The following is a 20,614-nucleotide window of genomic DNA, read 5'->3' as shown; positions in this document are numbered from 1 at the left end:
TCACGGCAGTATCCAGTAAGCACGCAGCCAGAAGGCATCCCCATAGTCAGGAGCGGCTGAAGGTCAGATGGCATGGTCACAGCAATATCCGGCAAGATGTGAGCCGACCATTTAACCACGCCAGCGCGCCCGATTCAGTGACCTGCCTCAGAGGGTGGCAAGCCCGTCATCCTCCCGGTCGGGTTCACCGTCGGCAAATTGCTGGCCGAGCCAGTGACAGAAGGCGCGGCACTCCGGCATTCCTTCGCTCTCCTGATGTACCAGCAGATCCCACTGCGGCCCCTTGACCCGATGGGCAGAGAGCGGCAACAGCTGCCCCTGCTGACGGACGGGACGGGAGAGCAGCTCGCTCACCAGCGCCACGCCGAGTCCGGCGCTGGCCGCCTCCAGCAGCAGGCCGGGATCGGAGAAGTTGAGCCCCCGGGTTTGCAGTTGCAGATCCTCTCCCCCCTTGAGCGTCCAGTGATGCCAATCCAGCGCCCGCTCACCGTGCAGGGTGGTGCGCTCTGCCGCAGGCTGTGCCAGTACCGCAGGCGTGGCCACCGGCAGCAAGCGATCTGCCACCATGTGCTGATGGCGACACTCGGCCTGCGGCGCGAGATCCCAGCGCAGGGCGAGATCGATGGTCTGCTCCGCCATGTCGGGCTCTTCGTCGCTGGTAAACAGCCAAAGATCGATATCGGGATGCAGCCGATGAAACTCCCCCAATCGCGGCAGCAGCCAGTGGCGGGCGATGGCGGTGCTGGTGTTGAGCACCAGCTGATTCGGTTTGCGGTACTGCTCCAGCCGCTGGATCCCCATCGCCAGCTGCAACAGCACGCTCTGGGTGGTCTCCAGCAGATCCTGCCCCGCATCGGTCAGCGCGACCGAGCGCCCCTGCCGGTGAAACAACGGCTGGCCAAGCAGCTCCTCCAGCGAGCGGATCTGCTGGCTGATGGCGGATTGGGTCAGGTGTAGCTCCTGCGCCGCCTGATGAAAACTGCCGAGTCTGGCCGCCGCCTCAAAGCCCCGCAACACGTTGAGCGGGGGCCACTGCTTGAACACCATTGATTAGCTCCACTTATCACTTTTACGGAAAATTGATCGTTTGTTCGCCATAGCTTGCGGGAATAGTCTATTCCCATCATCAGCAATCTTAATAGTACCTAATCAGGGTGGTGATATGCGGGAACAGGGAATCGTGGCAAAGGGCTGGTTTATGCCCGCCGAATGGTGTCAGCACGCAGCGACCTGGATGGTCTGGCCCCACAACAAGGCGCTGTGGGAGTCAGGCTGGGGCGTCACCTTGGCCGGGGTGCAACAGGACTTCGCCCGGGTGGTCAATGCCATCGTCCGGTTCGAGCCGGTCAAGCTGGTGGTCGACCCTTCCGCGCTGGCCGAGGCGCGCGCGCTCTGTGACCAGCGGGTGACCCTTGTCCCCATTGCGGTGGATGACAGCTGGTGCCGCGACTCCGGCCCCACCTTTATCTGCCACCCTGAACTCGGCAGCGCCGGGGTGAGCTGGCGCTTCAACGCCTGGGGCGGAAAATCGGCCCACCCGCTCGATGAAGGGCTGGCCCGCCGTATCCTCAACAGCCTGGAGCTCGATACCATCGGCAGCTTTCTGGCCAACGAGGGGGGCGCCATCCATGTGGATGGTGAAGGCACCCTGATCACCACCGAATCTGTGCTGCTCAACAGCAATCGCAACCCGGGGATCAGCAAGGGCGAGATCGAGCAGATCTTCAGTCGCATGCTCGGCATAGAGAAGACCATCTGGCTGCCGGGGGATCCCGACCATGTCACCGGCGACATGACCGATGGCCATGTGGATGGAATCTGTGCCTTCAGTCGCCCCGGCCAGCTGCTGGTGGATGCCACTCGCGATACCAGCTCGACCTATGCCCGCATCGTCAGGGAGAACCGCCGCGCCCTGATGCTGACCACCGATGCCAGAGGGCGCACGTTCGAGCTGCAGGATCTCTACGAAGCCAGCGAGGCCATCGATGCAGAGGCCGAGGTCTTTTGTGCCTCCTACACCAACTTCTACATCGCCAACGGCGCCATCATCATGCCCGCCTATGGCGTGGCCAGCGACCGGGAAGCAGCAGCAGTGCTGCAGCGCGCCTTCCCGCAGCGGGAGGTGGTACCGGTGCAGATCAACCAGCTGGCACACGGCGGCGGCGGTATCCACTGCATCACCCAGCAACAACCGGCATGGCCGGTAAAAGGATAAGACGATGAGCAGAATCACCGTCGCGACCACCCAGTTTGCCCGTTGCAGGGTGCTGGCTGGCATTCAGGGAGGAAGAGCTGATGAGTAACATCGTTGTGGCAACGACCCAGTTTGCCTGCAGCTGGGATCTGCCACGCAATCTCGACATGGCGGAGAGTCTGGTGCGGGAAGCCGCCGCCAAGGGGGCGGGTCTTATCCTGCTGCAAGAGCTGTTTGCCACCCCCTACTTCTGCATCGAGCAGCACCACGGCCATCTGGCACTGGCTGAGTCGTTCGAACAGAGCTGGGTACTGCGCCGCTTCTCGGCACTGGCTCGCGAGCTGGGCGTCGTGCTGCCCATCAGCTGGTTCGAGCGGGCCGGTAACGCCTTCTTCAACTCGCTGGCACTGGCGGATGCCGACGGCAAGCTGCTGGGGGTCTATCGCAAGACCCATATTCCCAATGCCATCGGCTATCAGGAGAAGGAGTACTTCAGCCCCGGCGATACCGGCTTTCGGGTCTGGGAGTGTGCTGCCGGGCGCATCGGCGTCGGCATCTGCTGGGATCAGTGGTTCCCGGAGGCGGCACGCAGCATGGCCTTGCAGGGCGCAGAGCTGCTGCTCTATCCCACCGCCATCGGCTCGGAGCCTGGGGCTGCCTATCTCGACTCCCGCGATCACTGGCAGCTGACCCAGCGCGGCCATGCCGCCGCCAACATCATGCCGGTGATAGCCGCCAACCGGATTGGCAACGAAGTGGCAACCACAGATCCCACCCTACAGATGGCGTTCTACGGCTCCTCTTTTATCACCGACCACAAGGGGGCGCTGCTCGCCGAGGCGGACAGGACCACCCCCGGCGTGCTGGTGCAGGAGCTGGATCTCGCCGCCATGGCAGAAGAGCGCATGAGCTGGGGCATCTATCGGGATCGCCGCCCCGAGATGTATGGCGCCTTGCTGAGTTTGGATGGCCATCACAGCCAAATGGCGGGCAACCACAGAGGAGTCCGGACATGACACGCAAATTATCCCCCACGCTGGCCCTGCTCACGGCCATCTTGTGTAACGGCACCGCCATCGCGGCAGAAGAGCTCGATCAAGAGCAATCGGCCGAGAAAGTGCTGCGCCTCTACAACTGGGCCGACTATTTCGCCCCCGATACCCTCAGCGCCTTTACCAAAGAGACCGGGATCCGGGTCATCTATGACGTCATGGACAGCAGCGAAACCCTGGAAGCCAAGCTGATGGCCGGTCGCAGCGGTTATGACCTGATCTTCCCCGGCGATACAGTGGCGGAGCGGTTGATGCGCGCTGGCAGCCTGCAACCCCTCGACAAGAGCAAGTTGCAGCATCTGGCCGACATCGAGCCGGGCTTGCTGCGGATCCAGCAAGCCTATCCCCGTTCACGGGATGCGGTGGTGCCCTACACCTGGGGCACCATAGGGCTCACCTACAACGCCGGAATGATCAAGCAGAGGATGGCGGATGCCCCGGTCAACAGTCTCGACATGCTGTTCAAGCCCGAACTGGCGGCAAAATTTGCCGACTGCGGCATCTCCATCATCGACTCCCCCGACGAGGTACTGGCGGTGGTGCTGAACTATCTGGGGCGTGAACCCCGCAGTGGCAAAGCCGAGGATCTGGATGCCGCACTGGCGCTGCTCAAGGGGCTCAAGCCCCATATCCGCAAATTCCAGTCCCAGCCGGTGACCCAGCTGGTCAACGGCGATCTCTGCCTCTCACTCGGTTATAGCGGTGACATGACGCAAGCCAGCCGCAGCGCCGCCGAGGCAGGAAAAACAGCGCAGTTCGAGTACCGTTTACCCAAAGAAGGGAGCACTATCTGGATGGATACCATGGCGATCCCGACCGATGCCGCCCATCCTGAATACGCCTATGCCTTTATCAATTTCGTGATGCGCCCGGCCAACATGGCAGCCATCACCAACAGCACCGGCTATCCCACCGCCAGTGCCAAAGCAAGGTCGCTGGTCGATGCCACCATGACCGGCAACCCGGATATCTATCTGGATGACGCCACCTATCAGCGGCTCATCCCGGGCCAGGATATATCGCAACCAGAGATGCGTGCCCGCATGCGAGCCTGGACTCGCTTCAAGAGCAGCCTATGAATCATAAGGAGTTTTTCATGCCATCCCGACGCAACGTATTGAAACAGCTGGCGGCCATCGGCGTACTGGCCGGGCTCGGCAATCTGCCGGGCAAGGCCCACGCGGCCAGCGACAATGCAGATGAGAGCGCAGTCACCGCCAGCGGCGAGCCGTTCCATATGCCCGATGAAGCCGCCCCTCAGGCGCAGGTCTGGGTCGCCTTTGCTGCCAGCGCCGACATCTGGGGCCGCGACTACAAAGAGGTGCAGGCCACCATAGGGCGGCTGGTTAAAGCCATGACCCCTTACACCAAGGTGAGCGTGCTCTGCCGCGAAGAGGAAGAGGCGCTGGCCCGCAAGCTTTGTGGCGAGCAGAACACCCGCTTTATCGTTGCCGAGCTGGACGATATCTGGCTGCGGGATACCGGCGGGGTCTTCGTCCAGAACGGCGAAGGGGAGCTGGGGCTGGTGGATTTCAACTTCAACGGCTGGGGCGACAAGCAGGAGCACGAACAGGATGCGGGGGTAGCCGAGCTGGTCAGCCAGCAGGCGGATGCCCACTATCTCCAGAGCAAGCTGACTGGCGAGGGGGGCGGCATCGAGGTGGATGGCAACGGCACCGGCATCATGACCGAGAGCTGCTGGCTCAACAGCAACCGCAACCCGGGAGTGAGCAAGGCGCAACTGGAGGCGGAGCTGAAAGCCAATCTGGGGCTGCGCAAAATCATCTGGCTACCGGGCATCAAGGGCAAGGACATCACCGATGCCCACGTCGACTTCTATGCCCGCTTTGTCCGTCCCGGGGTGGTGGTGGTCAATATGGACAACGACCCGGCATCCCACGACTACCAGGTGACCCGCCAGCATCTGGCCATCCTCAAGCAGGCCACCGATGCAGACGGCAACAAGCTGGAGCTGCATGTGCTGCCGCCACCACTCGATGTGCGGGACAACCGCTTTAGCCGCAGCCGCGACTTTGCCGCCGGTTATATCAACTATCTGCCGATCAATGGCGCGGTGATCGCCCCCGAGTTTGGCGACAAGGCCGCCGACCGCTACTGCCACGATCTGCTGGCCAAGCTCTACCCCGGCCGTAAGGTGGTGCAGATCAATATTGACCCGGTAGCCGCCGGTGGTGGCGGCATTCATTGCATCACCCTCCACCAACCCGCCTGACCCTCCCCTACCGATAACCCGGGGCGTTGCAACGCCCCGGGTTATTTCTTCCAGCTCCCCTATTCCATTCCCCAGACTCACCGCCAGACACTTGGCCAGCTACGCCAGATAAGACGTTGCCCCGCTCACACTCCTGACCTGTTCACAACGTCGAGGCCATGTGGCACTTTTCATTGCCGCCCCAGAAGTGTATTTTTGCTTAGCAGCGAAAAGCAGGGCTAACCGGAGTTATATGGAAGGCTCTATTAATGGATTAGTAGCGCCTTCCATCTAATCACTGTTAGATTTACAAGGCAGTATCGTATTATTAATTTGGAGAGTGCAAATTGGCAGTGAAAGTTTTCATTAGTTATGCTCACGAATCTATAGAGCTAGCAAACAACGTTCTTGAATTCTCCAACTTACTCAGAAGTAAAGGTGTAGACTCAGAAATAGATCAGTATGAAGAGGCACCTGCTGAAGGATGGCCTAAATGGATGATGAGGCAAGTTCAGCAAGCTGACTTTGTTCTAATTTGTTGTTCGAAGCTTTTTTATGAAAGAGCAAACGACTTTGCAGGAAATGATGATGGTCTGGGTGTTAAGTGGGAAAGCTCTCTTATACTGCAACAATTGTATGGAATGAGCACCAACAACACAAAATTCATCCCCATTATATTTGATGGTAAGGATAAGAAATATATACCACTTCCATTGCAGCCGTATACATATTATCAACTTGATGGTGATTCTAATAAGCAACGCTTAATTGATAGATTGCGTGGCGCTAGTAAATCTAAACGTCCGCCATTGGGTGAAGCAGCACCGATTGAAGAGAAAGTTGAAGAGTTAGATCCGAAAGAACGAAAATCAATGTTTATTAGTTCAATCATTGATGTCGAACTTTGGAATGAGGCTAAATGGTCAGGAATGGCTTTTGTTTCAGATCCTAGCCTAAGAGAACCTCCAATTGCATGCTTTATGTTTGCTAATGAAGAAGCTGGTGAAAAAATCTTCAGCAACTTGAAGAAGGATTTTGGCGATACTGACTCAAAAGAAGAGATTCGACTGAGTTTTATTGAGGGGATTTCCAAAAAAGCACCTAGAGATTATAAGGTGCATTTTGGCTCATCTAGAGATGTCCTGGTAGATAAGCTTGATAACTATGGAATGGAAAAAAAATCTTCATTGTTAGTTACTATCTCCAGAATTCAAGAAATGAACCCACCAAGTGACCCTAGCAGCCTTACAGTATTTAAACATTCATACGGTCACTTTAAAACCTTCTTCATTACCAATGTAGTTACTAAAAATGGTCAGCTTCAACCGTCACTCTCAAACTTAATACAAAAAAATAAGGTTTTCTTCCGAACAAAAAATGAAGTAATCAAAGATAAAAATGATGAAGATTATATCGTTTTTGGTAAGATTGGGAAAAAATAACAAGCCACTTCACTCGGAAATTTTACTCGCTCCGCTCATAAAATTCCGGTTAGTGGAGTGTTATATCTTTCTCCCATAGGAGCCATCGGTGGCCAACGAAGCCATAGTTAGCCCGTAGTTAGCCCGTAGTTAGCCCGTAGTTTCGATTAGCCGTCAGGCGTAATCGGACGTTCGCGTGAATTGATTCTCCCGCGATAACGGCCACCCACATTGTCCCTCTGGCAGGCCACCGCTGACTCACGGAGACAACCGTAAAATTAGGACACCCACTTTCCTGAGAAAGCCACTGTATCGCCAGCACGGCCAAGGTGGATGTCCTTTTTTATCGATATTATGTTTCGCAAAACTCACGCCAACATAGCAAAGCATTTCAGAATGATTCGCAACGCTTGGCATTTTCGGTGTAAGGTTGGTTTTTTTGTTTACGGTGCAATGGTTTAGGTTAGGTGGCAGCGCAGCTCACCCATTAATATAGCATTATCTCGCTTTAAAGGATTAGACATGATTAAGCTCAGACCCATGACCGCAAGTGAATATCCAGCGTATTGCGATTATTTTATTGATGATTACAGCCGTGAAATAGCTCAAAATTATGGCCACTCAATAGATAGAGCGATCGAATTAGCTAATCAGGAACTTCTTCGTAGCTTTCCTAATGGCTTGAAAACTGATAAGCATGAATTATTGTGCATCGAATCAGATTCAGAATTAGTTGGTTATTTGTGGCATTCGATTAACGCCGATGATAAATCCACGTTTATTTATGACTTCTTCATTTTCTCAAATCGTCGCAATAATGGTTATGGGAAATTGGCAATTTCTGCGTTTGAATCAAAATTAACATCGATTGGGATTGAACAAATTAAATTACGAGTAGCGTACCAAAATCAAAGAGCGTTAAAACTGTATCAAGATGTTGGCTTTGCCATTTCTGGCTACAATATGTCAAAAAAGATAGGCTTAAATTAGAAAATCCGCCTTCCTGAGCAAACCGCCGTATAGCCACCCTGTAGGTTCGATTAGCCGCAAGGCGTAATCGGACGTTTGCGTAAATGGGTTCTCCCGCGATAACGGTCACCCGCATTGCCCCTCTGACAGATGCCGCTGACTCACGGAAACACCGGGACGGCGGCCTCTCGATCGTCCGATTACGCTTCGCTAATCGAACCTACATGGGACGGTACTATGTGGTGAATGCCGGTTTGCGCAGATCAGCCAGCCTGACACGATCGCCAAAAACAGAAGAGCCGCCCGATGGGCGGCTCTTTGCATCAACGATTGATGGCTGAATCGTCACTCGGCCTTGGGCGGCGCAGCAACGGCGGCCGCCGGTTGGTCATCTTCCTTGATCCAGGCATCCAGCAGGGTGTACCCCACCGCCAGCACCACGGGGCCGATAAAGAGGCCGATGATCCCCATGGTCAGCAAGCCGCCGATCACACCCACCAGGATCAGGATGAGCGGCAGGTCGGCGCCACGCTTGATCAGGAAGGGGCGCAGGAAGTTGTCCATGGTGCCGGCAATCAGTGACCACACCAGCAGGAAGGTGCCCCAGGTGGTGTCGCCGCTCCAGTAGAGATAGCCAACGCTGGCCATCAGCACCGGGAAGGGGCCGATCTGGGCGACGATCAGCAGGAACATCACCACCACCAGCACCATGGCGTAAGGAATGCCTGCAATCAGCAGACCGACACCGGCTACCGAGGATTGCACCAGCGCAGTTACCACCACCCCCATCGCCACGGCACGGATCGCCTGTGAAGCGAGCACGGTAGCATTGTCACCACGCTCGCCCGCCAGTCGGTGGGCAAAGCGGCGAATACCGGTCGCCACCACTTCACCGGAGTGATAGAGCACGCCGCAGATACCCACCGTCAGCAGGAAGTGGACGAACAGCAGCCCCAGATTGCCAGCCTGAGAGGCCAACCAACGGGCGGTCTGACCAAAGTAAGGAGTCAGCTTGGCAAACAGCACCTGACCACCGCTCGCCAGGATCTGCTGCCAGAACTCATACAACTTGGTACCTACCAGCGGGATCTGCTGCAACCAGAGCAACTCGGGGGGCGGTGACTGGCTGATATGGGTGCCCAGCTCGATCAGCATGGGCGCCTTCTCCGCCACATTGGCCAGAGTCATAAAGAGCGGGATAACAAATATCAGCAGCAGCACCAGCGTCATAAACAGCGCGGCCAGCGAACGCTTGCCCCACAGCAGCCGCTGCATCATCAACATCAATGGCCAGGTGGCGATGGTGATCATGGTGGCCCACACCAGCGCAGGCAGGAAAGGTTGCAACACCATGAAGCAAGAGATAATGAGGATGCTGATAAATAGCACCCCCAGGGTTATCTTGGCCAAATCCACTTTTTTCACATTCATAAAATTCCCTTGTTCGGGCATTTGCCCTTGGGTCGTGAGTCGTTTTTCAAGAAAGAGAGTATCCACCAGAGGCCAGCGCTCAACCAGAGCCCCAGCCCGAAAAAGAGCGATAACTGGCCGATCAGGATAGTGAGCGAACTGCTGGTCAGCAGCGGCAACCCCCACAGCATGGCACCGATCACGGCGCCCCCCGCCAACGTCACACCACCGGTCAACAGCGGCGAATGACCATCACGGGGCAAGGGCGCCAGACCACCAAGCCAGAGGCCAAATGCGGCCAGCCCAATTCCGGCCAGATGAGCCGACTGTACCCAGCCCGCGATCAGCAGGCTGGTTGCAATCAGTAGCAGCCAGCCTGCCACTCGCCCATCCAGTCGCCAGCAGGGGCGAGCGGCCAGTAACAAGCCGCCAATCAGCAGCCCCGCCGCCACATCAGAGATAAAGTGCACCCCGAGCCAGACCCGCGCCAGACCGGTGACCAGCGCCAACAGCAGAGCCAGCGAGATCGCCCGCCAGCGGTGGGTCGGCCACAGCCAGCAAAGCAGCGCGCCCCAAAACAGCAGCGCCGAGGCGGTATGGCCGCTCGGCATGCCAAAACCTTGGGCACTCTGGGTTGCCAGCAGTGGTTGCAGATGGAAGGGGCGCGGCCAGCCGATCCCCTCCTTGCCCGCTTGCACCAGCAGCCCAAGCCACAGCATGGCAAACAGCAGCTGGCGCAACCGCGGCCACCCCAGCAGCGGGAGCAGCAAAGGTATCAGGGCAAGCTGAAAGCCGCCTGAACCAAACAGATTGCTGACCGACAGCCACCAGACATCGGGCCCCAGCCACTGCTGCACGCGCATTATCAGCGGGATCTCGGTTTGATGCAGCACGCTGCCCTGCGCCACAAAATCGGCCTGCCAGCGCACCTCGCTCTCGGGCACCTTATCCAGCCGGGATTGCAGCCAGTCGAGCTGATCCGGGAAGCGGCGCTGCTCGCGGGGGAGCTGGTCGATGGCGATCAGCCGGGCGTTGAGGATCTCCCCACCCAGATTGGGAGCCTTCAGGATGGAGACAAAACCGGAACCCTGCTGGGCGGCTGAATTGCGCTGCGCGGCTGTATTTCGCTGCGCGGCTGTATTTCGCTGCGCGATGATGGGCTCAAGGGTGCGGCAGGCGAAGATAACCGCTCGCTGCCAGCGGCCCAGCTCCTGCACCACCTCCCCCTGCAAGCCGGTCTCTTCGTGGAGTTCGCGCAGCGCCGCCTGTTGCGGGCTCTCGCCACCATCGATATAGCCACCGCTCAGGCTGTAGCGGGAGGAGATGCGATCCTGCACCAGCAACAACTGATCCTGATGACGGATGGCACAGGCCGCCGCCGTGGGTGCAGCAGGCTCGGCACTCAAGGCTGGCGCAGCGGCAATCAGCGTCAGCAACAGTAAAAAGAGGGTTCTCGACATCAATTTGCTTTCCCTATGCGTAATGGCGACAAGCCTCCCAGAAATCAGATAGTTGGGCAATGGTAGCGGCCGGATCGCCGCCGTTCCCACCGCGATGGCGGTGCACGGAAGATTGCGATGAAGCAGAGCACTCCCTACTATTGGCGCCTATCTTCAATTTCATGCAGCAAACGCTGGAGCCCTCCATGAGACAGTTCGGCTTTTTCCTCGGCATCGCCATCGGTGTCATTTTGATACTGTTCGGCAGCATCGTCATCTTCCAGGCGCTCCCTGCCGCACTGGATGTACTGGAGATGCCAAGCCGCATCCCGTTTGTGCGCGAGGTTTACACCTGGCTGATGACCAGCGCCAACGGCCTCACCGCCCAGCTGGAGCAGAACTTCCTGGAAGCCTTCCAGACCGTGCTCAAGCTGATCCTGCTCATTACCTTCATGTGGGTCTGCGTCAAGCTGGTCAACATGGGGGTGCTGATTATCCGCGCCGGGGTTGACCTGATCCGCACCGCCATCGCTCACAGCGAAGGCCCGCACGACCAGAAGAAGCCAGATCAGCAGGATCACTTCTAATCCCATCCGTGGTCGATTGATGTGAGAGATGCCGCGCCAAACAGGGGCGGCATCTTTTATACACTATATAAGCAACCCCCACCGGCAACCCGGTGCAGACGCCCCCAGTCACCTACTTTCCCTTGTGAATCAATATACTGCCCATATGTTGCAGCACATGGGCATAGTTTGCCCACCCGCGCGGCTGCCACCCGGTTGCTATCCCGGCCCCGGCCTCTGATATAATCGATACCCACTTTTCCCCGTTATGGAGCCTGTTCATGCCCAATCATGCAGAAAGTACCCTTGAGGTTCGTCTCGACAAGTGGCTGTGGGCAGCCCGTTTCTACAAGACCCGCTCCGTGGCGCGGGATCAGATCGACGGGGGCAAGGTGCACTACAATGGTCAGCGCAGCAAACCGGGCAAACAGGTGGAAGTGGGGGCACTGATCCGCCTCTGGCAGGGTCAGGATGAACGGACAGTGCGGGTGCTGGCCATTAGCGAGCAACGCAAATCGGCCCCGCTTGCCCAGTTACTCTATGAAGAAACCGCCGAGAGCCTGAAAAAGCGGGCAGAGAACAGTGAAGCCCGCCGTTTCAACAGCCAGTTTGCCCCCAGCCCCGAGCGTCGCCCCGACAAGCAGGAGCGACGCCAGCTGATCAAGGTCAAGCAGTACTGACCTGACCCCGTTAACACAAGGCTGATGAGGCACCCTGCGGTCACTCGCCAGCCGAACCGATTTACCTCACCGAACAATCCAGGAATCAATGATGAGTAACCAAGATCTGCTGTATCGCTATCTGTTTGAAGAGTACGAAGTGCGTGGCGAGCTGGTCCAGCTGGATCACACCTACCGCCATGTGGTGGAAGCCCAGAGCTACCCGGTACAGGTACAAAAACTGCTGGGCGAGCTGCTGGTGGCGACCAGCCTGCTGACCGCCACCCTCAAGTTTGAAGGCTCCATCACGGTGCAACTGCAGGGCGATGGCCCGGTGCGTCTGGCCGTAATCAACGGTGATAACAACCTGCAATTGCGTGGCGTGGCCCGTTTTGAGGGCGAGTTGCCGAGCGATGGCAAGCTGCAGAGCCTGATCGGCAACGGCCAACTGGTCATCACCATCACCCCGGAGCAGGGCGAACGCTATCAGGGCATCATAGCGCTGGACGCCGACACCCTGGCAGGCTGCCTGGAGCGCTACTTCGAGCAATCCGAACAGCTGGCCACCAAGTTGTGGATCCGCACTGGCTACCATGAGGGTGAACCCCGCGCAGCCGGTATCCTGCTGCAAGCCTTGCCTGCCCAGAACGAAGACCACAGCCATGATTTCGAGCACCTGACCCAGCTCACCAGCACCATCAAGGATGAAGAGCTGTTCGGCCTGCAGGCAGAAGAGATCCTCTACCGTCTCTACCACCAGGACAAGGTGCGGGTATTTGACCCGCAGGCAGTCGAGTTCCGTTGCACTTGCTCCCGCGAGCGCTGTGAAGGGGCTCTGCTGCAGATCGAAAAGGAAGAGGCGATGGCGATGGTGCAGGAGCTCGGCAAAATCGATATGCACTGTGACTACTGCGGTGCCCAGTACCAATTTAATGGGATCGATGTCGAAACCCTGTTCAGTAGCACTCCTGGCAATGATGCAAACAAGTTACACTAATTAAAGGCGGGCAAAACCCGCCTTTAACTTTAATAACAAAAAAACACCCTATTTTATAAAGTTTGATGGCGATCGCTAAACTCTACCACCTAAGTGATAGGATGACCGTCAGATAGAACCCTACCAACCTCTGAACCCAGGAGAATACAATGACAATCGTGGCAGAACCCACCCTGGCCCAACAATTAGGACTGGACCAGTACGGCATCAAAAACAGCCAAGAAATCGTTCGCAACCCCTCTTACGACCAGCTTTTCGCCGAAGAGACACGTTCTGACCTGGAAGGGTTCGAGCGCGGTGTGGTCACCGAGCTGGGTGCCGTCAACGTAAACACCGGTATCTTCACCGGTCGCTCCCCGAAAGATAAATATATCGTCAAAGATGCCACCACCCAGAATACTGTATGGTGGTCTGACCAGGGTAAGAATGATAACAAAGCCATTACCCCGGAAGTGTGGTCAGATCTGAAAGGTCTGGTAACCCAACAGCTATCCGGCAAGCGCCTGTTTGTGGTCGACGGTTTCTGCGGTGCCAACCCGGATACCCGCCTCTCTGTGCGCATCATCACCGAGGTAGCCTGGCAGGCACACTTCGTGAAAAACATGTTCATCCGCCCGAGCGATGAAGAGCTGAAAACCTTCAAGCCCGACTTCGTGGTGATGAACGGAGCCAAGTGCACCAACCCGAACTGGAAGGAGCAGGGTCTCAACTCCGAGAACTTTGTTGCCTTCAACATGACCGAGAAAATGCAGCTCATCGGTGGCACCTGGTACGGTGGCGAGATGAAGAAGGGCATGTTCTCGATGATGAACTACTTCCTGCCCCTGCGCGGCATTGCCTCCATGCACTGCTCTGCCAACGTGGGTCAGGACGGCGACGTTGCCATCTTCTTCGGCCTCTCCGGCACCGGCAAAACCACCCTGTCTACCGATCCCAAGCGTCAGCTGATCGGTGATGACGAGCACGGCTGGGATGACCACGGCGTGTTCAACTTCGAGGGTGGCTGCTATGCCAAGACCATCAAACTGTCTGAAGAGGCAGAGCCGGACATCTACCACGCCATCCGCCGCGATGCGCTGCTGGAGAACGTGACCGTTGCCGCCGATGGCACCATCGACTTCGATGATGGCTCCAAGACCGAGAACACTCGCGTCTCCTACCCCATCTATCACATCGAAAACATCGTCAAGCCGGTCTCCAAGGCAGGTCACGCCACCAAGGTGATCTTCCTGACTGCCGACGCCTTCGGCGTGCTGCCCCCGGTCTCCAAACTGACCAAGGAGCAGACCAAGTACCACTTCCTCTCTGGCTTCACCGCCAAACTGGCCGGTACCGAGCGCGGCATCACAGAACCGACTCCGACCTTCTCCTCCTGCTTCGGCGCAGCCTTCCTCTCCCTGCACCCGACCAAGTACGGTCAGGAGCTGGTGAAACGGATGGAAGCGGCAGGTGCAGAGGCCTATCTGGTCAACACAGGCTGGAACGGCACTGGCAAGCGCATCTCCATCAAGGATACCCGCGCCATCATCGACGCCATCCTGGATGGCTCCATCGAGAAGGCCGAGACCAAGGTGCTGCCGATCTTCAATCTGGAAGTGCCGACTGCACTGCACGATGTGAACCCGGCGATCCTCGACCCGCGCGACACTTACGCCAACAAGGCCGAGTGGGATGCCAAGGCTCAGGATCTGGCCCAGCGCTTCATCAAAAACTTCGAGCGTTTCACCGATAACGACGAAGGCAAGCGTCTGATCGCCGCCGGTCCGCAGTTGTAACGGACTCGCTTCGCGCAAGTTCGCGTAAGAGAGATGATGCCGGTCAGCCTTGCTGACCGGCATTTTTGTTATGGTGCCCCGCTATTTTCGTGACCAAGCCCCGACCGGGCGCGCCACCAACCTTGCCTTGCCACACCGGGCGGGGTAGATTCAGCCAAACTCGCTCCTATCTACCATGTTGCAACGCCCAATCGTGACCCAACCATGACCCCCCCGTACCAGACTCGCACCCAGATGGTGATGGAAAACCTCCGCGGCCGGATCCTCCGTGGGGAGTTCCCCGCCGGCGCCCCGCTGCGACAAGATGCCATTGCCAAAGAGCTGGCGGTGAGCCGCATTCCGGTGCGGGAAGCCCTGATGCAGCTGGAGGCGCAGGGGCTGGTAAAATTCGAGGCACACCGCGGTGCCGTGGTCACCATGCTGGACGCCTCGGCCATCGACGAGCTCTTTTATTTGCGAGCACTGCTGGAAGCCGATACCCTGTTTCACGCCGTCGACAAGATGACAGAAGCCACCTTCGCCCAAGCGGAGATGATCCTCACCCAGTTTGATCACGCCCTGGAGTCAGGCACCCAGATCGAACATTGGGCCGAGTTGAACCACAGCTTTCACGCCACCCTCTATCAGGCAGCCGGTCGCCCCCAGGCACTTGAACTGATCGCCCAGATCAATCTGAGCTGTGACCGCTATGTCCGCTTCGAGCTACTGTTTGCCCAGGGCGGAGTGGACAAGGCGGAGCGTGAACACGCCCAATTGCTGGAGTTGTGCCGCGCCCGGCGCAAGCATGAGGCGGTGGTACTGCTCAAACAACATATCGAAGCCGCAGGCCAGTCGATCAAACGGATCCTGGATAGCGGCCATCAAAACTGAACACTCATATAGCAACCATCTGGCACTAACGACATGATTAATTTCGAGATAATTGAAACCCGCGTCGCCCAAGTCAGGGCCGAGCTGGCCATGCAGGAGTTGGACGCATTTATTGTCCCCCACGATGATGAACACCTCGGCGAGTACATCCCCGCCTATGCCGAGCGACTTGACTGGATCACCGGTTTCAACGGCTCTGCCGGGGTGGCCATCATCATGGCGCAGCGGGCAGCCCTCTTTGTCGATGGTCGCTATACGGTACAGGCGCGGATGCAGACTCCCGCCGAGTTGTTCGAATTTCTCCACCTGAACAACGATCCTCATGTGCAGTGGCTGGCCGAACAGCTGCCATCAGGCTCCCGGGTTGGCTTCGATGCCCGCCTGCACAGCCTGACCTGGTACAACAACGCCAAAGCCGTGCTGGCCGATCGCGGTATCGAGCTGATCCGTATTGAGCAGAACCCCATCGATCAGCACTGGTGCGATCGCCCCGAGCCGACCAAAACTCCGGTCATCCTCTACAGCGAAGAGCTGGCAGGGCAATCGAGCCAGGCCAAACGGGAATTGCTGGCAGCCGATCTGCGCAAACGCGGGCTGGATGCGGTGCTATTGACCCAGGCCGAGCCCATCAACTGGCTGCTCAACCTGCGTGGCCGTGACATCGAACGGCTGCCGGTGGTGCTGGGCTTTGCGGTGCTCTACGCCAACACCACCATGGATTTTTTCGTCGATGCCGACAAGATCGACTGCTTCGCCTTCAGCCAGCACGTGGGGCAGGATGTCTCTGTTTACCCCATCGACAAGCTGGGCGACGTGCTGCAGCGTATCGGTGAAGATCAGCAGAAGGTGCTGGCCGATCCCGACAGCGCCAACGCCTGGACCCAGCTCATCATGGAAGAGGCGGGCGCCATTCTGGTGGCAGGCCAAGACCCCACCATGCTGCCGAAAGCGTGCAAGAACGACGTAGAGCTGACCGGCATGCGCGCCGCTCACCTGCGCGATGGCGTGGCCATGACCCGCTTCCTCGCCTGGCTGGATCGACTGATCGCCTCCGGCGAGTTCGAGGGGGTGGATGAAGGCACCCTGGCCGATCAGGTGGAAGCGTTCCGCCGCGAGCAGGAGCACTACGTCGAGCCGAGCTTCGATACCATCTCCGCGCTCGGCCCCAACGCCGCCATGTGCCACTACCACCATACCAACGGCACCCCCCGTGCGTTTGGTCAGGACAGCCTCTACCTGCTGGACTCCGGTGCGCAATACATGGATGGCACCACCGACATCACCCGCACCATCAAGGTGGGTGAGGTGAGCGACGAGCAGAAAGCGATGTTTACCCGGGTACTGCAGGGTCATATCGCACTGGATCAGGCCCGCTTCCCCCGCGGCACCGCCGGTATCCAGCTCGACGTGCTGGCCCGCATGCCGCTGTGGCAGGCCGGTTACAACTACGACCACGGCACAGGTCATGGCGTCGGCCACTTCCTGAGCGTCCACGAAGGGCCGCAACGCATTGCACCGAAAGGGAGCATGGTCGCCCTGCAACCGGGCATGGTGCTCTCCAACGAACCGGGCTACTACCGGGAAGATGGTTTTGGCATCCGCTGCGAAAATCTGGTGATAGTGACCGAGCTGGAACAGGTTGGCGAGCTGCCAATGCTGGGCTTCGAGCGCCTGACCTACGTGCCGTTCGATACTCGCCTGATCGACCGCAGCTTGCTGAGTCAGGCAGAGTTTCGCTGGATCAACGATTACCATATCGAGGTGTTCCGCCGCCTGAGCCCGCTGCTCGAGGGCGAGGATCTCGCTTGGCTGGAACAAGCGACCAGACTCATCTGATGACACAGGGCCTGCGGGCCCTGTTTTTTGTCCCCCCTTTTGACCTGTATCAACACCCTCACGAAACAGGTCAGGACAATGGCTGCCATGAAAAGTCATCATGTCAGCCCAGCAAGGGGCCCACACGCTGCAATCAGCAAAAAGGCGAGTGACCACCCCAGACTCATGCGCGAGAAAAAGACGGTCAGCGCGATGATCCGCCTTTACTGCCAGCACCATCATCAGGATCCCCACTGCCGCCACTGTGATCAGTTACGGGATTTCGCCCATCAGCGGCTCAATCGTTGTCGTTACGGCCACGGCCATAAACCCACCTGCGCCAACTGCAACATCCACTGCTACGCCCCGGCGATGCGCAAACAGATCCAGCAGGTAATGAAGTGGAGCGGCCCGCGCATGTTGCTGCGCCACCCCTTGCTCGCCCTCCGCCACCTGCTCGATGGCTGGCGCAAGGCCCCAAAACTGCCCCATAGCCGACCCCTTCCCCCCTGAGCGCCAGCCCCTTGCATCAGGCAGGGGATGACCACTACCCTGTGACTTCTTTTGCGCCGTTGACCTTGGGGTCAGCGGCCCTAACCGCCCCTATTGCTGCCGATGGAGTCCTGATGCACCACAACCCGCCCCTGCTACGTACCGCTACCCATGCCGATATGCACGCCATCTGGCAGATCGATGCCAACGTCTTTGGCGACGATGTCTATCCGGCATTCTTCTTTCGTCAGGCGATGGATTTGTGGCCAGAGTTGTTGCTGGTGGCCGAATACGAGGGGCATCTGGTGGGTTATGTGCTGGGTGGCTTTGGTCAGGAGCGGTCGCAAGGCTGGGTGCTGTCGCTGGCGGTGCTGCCAGAAGCGCGCGGTTTTGGCCTCGCAGAGCGGATGATGCGCCAGATGGAGGTAAACCAGCAGGCGTTACAGATCAGCACGTTGCGACTCACCGTTGATCCCGCCAATCCGGCCCAGCGCCTCTACTACCGGCTCGGTTACACATTGCAGGAGGAGGTAGCCGACTATTTTGGCCCCGGAGAAGACCGCCTGCTGCTGGTCAAAACCCTCTCCGGTACAGCTGCGATTCAAGGACAAAACCGGTAACAGAACGCATAATTGGTTACATTTTGCCGATTTCATGTGTGACAAGGTTGGAGTAGAGTTCAGCTCATCAACCGGATTGTTCAAATTCCATGCAGCCCAGGAGGCTCACCATGTTGAAGCGTATGACCCTTATTGCCCTGCTGGCCGCAACCACCATCACGGGTTGTGCCAATAGCGACGTTTACTCTGGCGATGTCTATACCAAAGACCGCGCCAAACAGGTGCAGACCGTCAGTTACGGCACCATCATCTCTACCCGCCCGGTGAAGATCCAGGCCGATGAGAACTCCCTGATGGGCACCATCGGCGGCGCCGTAGTCGGCGGCCTGCTGGGCAGCACCATAGGTGGCGGTACCGGCCGTGATATCGCAGCCGCAGGCGGCGCCATCGCCGGTGCGGCGGCAGGCAACGCCGTCGGCAACAAGATGAATCAGGTCGACGGCGTCGAGCTGGAGATCAAGAAAGAGAATGGCGAAGCCATCGTGGTAGTGCAGAAAGCCAGCCCCACCTTCACCCCGGGCGCGCGCGTTCGCATGACCCAGGGCAATGGCAGCATCAACGTGGCCGTCGTCAATTAAGAGTGTGAACCAAGCGGTCCACTGCTCTCGAACCATAAAAAAACCGCCGGAACCGGCGGTTTTTTGTTATCTGACGTTCGGGATTACATGCTGTAAGCCTTCTCGCCGTGGGAGGTCACATCCAGCCCTTCCCGCTCGGCATCGCCGTTCACCCGCAACCCGACCAGCATGTCGACCGCCTTGAAGGCAATCGCCGCCACGGCACCGGACCAGAGGATGGTGACACCCACCCCGATGGCCTGGATCTTCACCTGAGTCAGGATGGAGTACCCCTCGGCAACCTGATTGGTGACATAGTCCCACACCCCGGTGCCGCCCAGATCCGGGCTGGCAAAAACGCCGGTCAGCAGGGCACCGAGAATGCCGCACACCCCGTGCAAACCAAACACATCGAGACTGTCATCGGCACCCAGCAAACGCTTGAGACCGTGCACGCCCCACAGACCCGCCACGCCACTGATAAGACCCATCACTAAAGCACCGCCGACCCCGACGAAACCGGCAGCCGGGGTAATCATCACCAGACCGGACACCGCGCCAGAGGCCGCACCCAGCAGAGAGGGACGCCCTTTCATCACCCACTCGGCCAAGGTCCAGGAGAGTGCCGCCGCAGCAGGAGCCACCCAGGTGTTGATAAAGGCGAGTGCGGCGATACCGTTGGCTTCCAGCGCGGAGCCAGCGTTAAAGCCGAACCAGCCAAACCAGAGCAGGGAGGCGCCGATCATGGTCATGGTCAGGCTGTGGGGGGTCATGGGATCACGACCGTAGCCCAGACGCTTGCCCACCAGATAGGCCCCTACCAGACCCGCCACGGCGGCGTTGATGTGTACCACTGTGCCGCCGGCGAAGTCGAGCGCACCATGCTGGAACAGATAACCGGCAGTGGCGGTCGCCGTCGCGGCAGCTTCGGCGCTGGTATAGGCATCCGGGCCCGCCCAGTACCACACCATGTGGGCCAGCGGGATGTAGGCGAAGGTGAACCAGATCACCGAAAAGAGCAACACGGCAGCGAACTTGATGCGCTCGGCAAAGGCCCCCACGATAAGGCCGCAGGTGATGGCGGCAAAAGCCCCCTGAAACACCACATAGATCAGCTCACTGATACCGACACCCTTGCTGAAGGTGGCGGCAATGGAGTCAGGCGTCACCCCCTTGAGCAACACCTTGCTGAAGGATCCGTAGATGCTGTTGCCCTCGGTAAAGGCCAGCGAGTAGCCGTAGATCACCCACAGCACGCAGATGAGGCAGAACAGGGTAAACACCTGCATCAGCACGCTCAGCATGTTCTTGGCCCGCACCAGACCACCGTAGAAGAGCGCCAGACCGGGGATCGACATCAGGATCACCAGCGCCGCCGACAGCAGCATCCAGGTGTTGTCACCCTTGTTGATTGTCATGGCGGCAACCGGTGCCACCGCAGCCTGTACCTGAGCGACCTCTTCGGCCCAACTTGGGGTAACCAGCAAGGCAGGCAACATCGTCAGACCCGCCATCATCCATTTTTTGACCATAGAGCACTCTCCTTCCCTGTCGTACCGGTACAAG

The 20,614-nt window shown here is 58.3% G+C and carries 19 protein-coding genes; 15 read left to right on the top strand and 4 right to left on the bottom strand.

Annotation, left to right across the window (positions count from 1 at the left end; genetic code table 11):
* Positions 1-147 precede the first annotated feature (147 nt).
* Positions 148-1,047, bottom strand: coding sequence for a LysR family transcriptional regulator (locus CK911_RS19210; protein ID WP_098971971.1), 900 nt, complete (start codon positions 1,045-1,047; stop codon positions 148-150).
* Positions 1,048-1,162: 115 nt separating this feature from the next.
* Between CK911_RS19210 and CK911_RS19205 the strand changes: the two genes are divergently transcribed.
* The 6 genes from CK911_RS19205 (at position 1,163) to CK911_RS19180 (ending at position 7,869) form a co-directional block, all read left to right on the top strand.
* Positions 1,163-2,215 carry an agmatine/peptidylarginine deiminase gene (locus CK911_RS19205; RefSeq protein WP_098971968.1) on the top strand — a complete coding sequence of 351 codons (1,053 nt, stop codon included), beginning with the start codon at positions 1,163-1,165 and terminating at the stop codon, positions 2,213-2,215.
* Positions 2,216-2,292: 77 nt separating this feature from the next.
* Positions 2,293-3,210 (top strand): N-carbamoylputrescine amidase, encoded by a 918-nt coding sequence (gene aguB, locus CK911_RS19200; RefSeq protein ID WP_301337406.1) that lies wholly within the window; start codon positions 2,293-2,295, stop codon positions 3,208-3,210.
* Complete coding sequence (locus CK911_RS19195; RefSeq protein WP_098971964.1) at positions 3,207-4,325, top strand: extracellular solute-binding protein; 1,119 nt, start codon at positions 3,207-3,209, stop codon at positions 4,323-4,325. The genes aguB and CK911_RS19195 overlap by 4 nt, the downstream gene beginning before the upstream one ends.
* A 17-nt stretch (positions 4,326-4,342) precedes the next feature.
* On the top strand, positions 4,343-5,479 hold the full coding sequence (locus tag CK911_RS19190) for an agmatine/peptidylarginine deiminase (protein ID WP_098972809.1): 1,137 nt from the start codon (positions 4,343-4,345) through the stop codon (positions 5,477-5,479).
* Positions 5,480-5,811: 332 nt separating this feature from the next.
* On the top strand, positions 5,812-6,900 hold the full coding sequence (locus tag CK911_RS19185; RefSeq protein WP_253860423.1) for an SEFIR domain-containing protein: 1,089 nt from the start codon (positions 5,812-5,814) through the stop codon (positions 6,898-6,900).
* 501 nt (positions 6,901-7,401) lie between these two features.
* A complete protein-coding gene (locus tag CK911_RS19180; protein ID WP_098971960.1) occupies positions 7,402-7,869 on the top strand; it encodes a GNAT family N-acetyltransferase in 468 nt (155 codons plus the stop codon).
* Positions 7,870-8,193: 324 nt separating this feature from the next.
* On the opposite strand, the gene ydiK is transcribed toward CK911_RS19180, so the two are convergent.
* Together ydiK and CK911_RS19170 are read right to left on the bottom strand one after the other, a co-directional pair.
* On the bottom strand, positions 8,194-9,279 hold the full coding sequence (gene ydiK / locus CK911_RS19175; protein WP_172954063.1) for an AI-2E family transporter YdiK: 1,086 nt from the start codon (positions 9,277-9,279) through the stop codon (positions 8,194-8,196).
* The gene (locus tag CK911_RS19170; protein WP_098971957.1) at positions 9,276-10,718 is read right to left on the bottom strand and encodes a bifunctional NUDIX hydrolase/phosphatase PAP2 family protein; all 1,443 of its coding nucleotides are present in this window, start codon (positions 10,716-10,718) and stop codon (positions 9,276-9,278) included. The genes ydiK and CK911_RS19170 overlap by 4 nt, the downstream gene beginning before the upstream one ends.
* A 185-nt stretch (positions 10,719-10,903) precedes the next feature.
* Between CK911_RS19170 and CK911_RS19165 the strand changes: the two genes are divergently transcribed.
* The 9 genes from CK911_RS19165 (at position 10,904) to CK911_RS19125 (ending at position 19,069) form a co-directional block, all read left to right on the top strand.
* A complete protein-coding gene (locus CK911_RS19165) occupies positions 10,904-11,284 on the top strand; it encodes a hypothetical protein (RefSeq protein WP_098971955.1) in 381 nt (126 codons plus the stop codon).
* Positions 11,285-11,544: 260 nt separating this feature from the next.
* Positions 11,545-11,943, top strand: a complete 399-nt coding sequence (gene hslR, locus CK911_RS19160) for a ribosome-associated heat shock protein Hsp15 (RefSeq protein ID WP_042024636.1) — start codon at positions 11,545-11,547, stop codon at positions 11,941-11,943.
* Positions 11,944-12,034: 91 nt separating this feature from the next.
* Positions 12,035-12,919: an Hsp33 family molecular chaperone HslO gene (gene hslO, locus CK911_RS19155; RefSeq protein ID WP_042024634.1), complete on the top strand. Its 885-nt coding sequence runs from the start codon at positions 12,035-12,037 to the stop codon at positions 12,917-12,919.
* 149 nt (positions 12,920-13,068) lie between these two features.
* A complete protein-coding gene (gene pckA, locus CK911_RS19150; RefSeq protein WP_098971948.1) occupies positions 13,069-14,694 on the top strand; it encodes a phosphoenolpyruvate carboxykinase (ATP) in 1,626 nt (541 codons plus the stop codon).
* Positions 14,695-14,898: 204 nt separating this feature from the next.
* Entirely contained in the window at positions 14,899-15,564 is a 666-nt protein-coding gene (locus tag CK911_RS19145) for a GntR family transcriptional regulator (protein WP_098971945.1), read from the top strand.
* A gap of 33 nt (positions 15,565-15,597) precedes the next feature.
* Complete coding sequence (locus tag CK911_RS19140) at positions 15,598-17,400, top strand: aminopeptidase P family protein (RefSeq protein ID WP_098971943.1); 1,803 nt, start codon at positions 15,598-15,600, stop codon at positions 17,398-17,400.
* 87 nt (positions 17,401-17,487) lie between these two features.
* Positions 17,488-17,892 (top strand): nitrous oxide-stimulated promoter family protein, encoded by a 405-nt coding sequence (locus CK911_RS19135; protein WP_172954062.1) that lies wholly within the window; start codon positions 17,488-17,490, stop codon positions 17,890-17,892.
* 113 nt (positions 17,893-18,005) lie between these two features.
* Positions 18,006-18,491 carry a GNAT family N-acetyltransferase gene (locus CK911_RS19130; protein WP_098971939.1) on the top strand — a complete coding sequence of 162 codons (486 nt, stop codon included), beginning with the start codon at positions 18,006-18,008 and terminating at the stop codon, positions 18,489-18,491.
* A 110-nt stretch (positions 18,492-18,601) separates the two neighbouring features.
* Positions 18,602-19,069 (top strand): glycine zipper 2TM domain-containing protein, encoded by a 468-nt coding sequence (locus CK911_RS19125; RefSeq protein WP_042024629.1) that lies wholly within the window; start codon positions 18,602-18,604, stop codon positions 19,067-19,069.
* 83 nt (positions 19,070-19,152) lie between these two features.
* Here the strand turns inward: CK911_RS19125 and amt are convergent, their stop codons facing one another.
* Entirely contained in the window at positions 19,153-20,580 is a 1,428-nt protein-coding gene (gene amt, locus CK911_RS19120; protein ID WP_098971937.1) for an ammonium transporter, read from the bottom strand.
* Between the last annotated feature and the right edge of the window lie 34 nt (positions 20,581-20,614).

Source organism: Aeromonas sp. CU5 (assembly GCF_002586745.1).
Classification (GTDB): Bacteria; Pseudomonadota; Gammaproteobacteria; order Enterobacterales; family Aeromonadaceae; genus Aeromonas; species Aeromonas sobria.
This window is presented reverse-complemented; position numbering and strand designations above follow the sequence as displayed.